Source organism: Psychrobacter sp. CAL346-MNA-CIBAN-0220 (assembly GCF_040309805.1).
In the GTDB taxonomy this organism is placed as follows: Bacteria; Pseudomonadota; Gammaproteobacteria; order Pseudomonadales; family Moraxellaceae; genus Psychrobacter.
In genome coordinates this window covers 1-249 of sequence record NZ_JBEOPF010000575.1, presented here as the reverse complement: position 1 = coordinate 249, position 249 = coordinate 1, and the positions used below count along the sequence as shown (strand labels likewise).

General features: G+C 65.1%; 1 protein-coding gene. It reads left to right on the top strand.

The window, feature by feature from the left end:
* On the top strand, positions 1 to 249 hold a 249-nt coding region (locus tag AAEY88_RS14870), incomplete at both ends, for an AMP-binding protein (RefSeq protein ID WP_350563633.1).

The following is a 249-nucleotide window of genomic DNA, read 5'->3' as shown; positions in this document are numbered from 1 at the left end:
CCGTGCTGGAGAGTGTGCCATCGCTGATCCAGGGTATGTTGGCCCAGGAGCGTATCAGCCTCGACGGCCTGCGCTGGATGTTGCCGACCGGGGAGGCCATGCCGCCGGAGTTGGCCCATCAGTGGCTGCTGCGTTACCCGCAGATCGGCCTGGTGAACGCCTACGGCCCGGCGGAATGCTCCGATGATGTGGCGTTCTTCCGCGTCGATCTGGCCTCGACCCGTGGCACTTACCTGCCAATTGGTACGC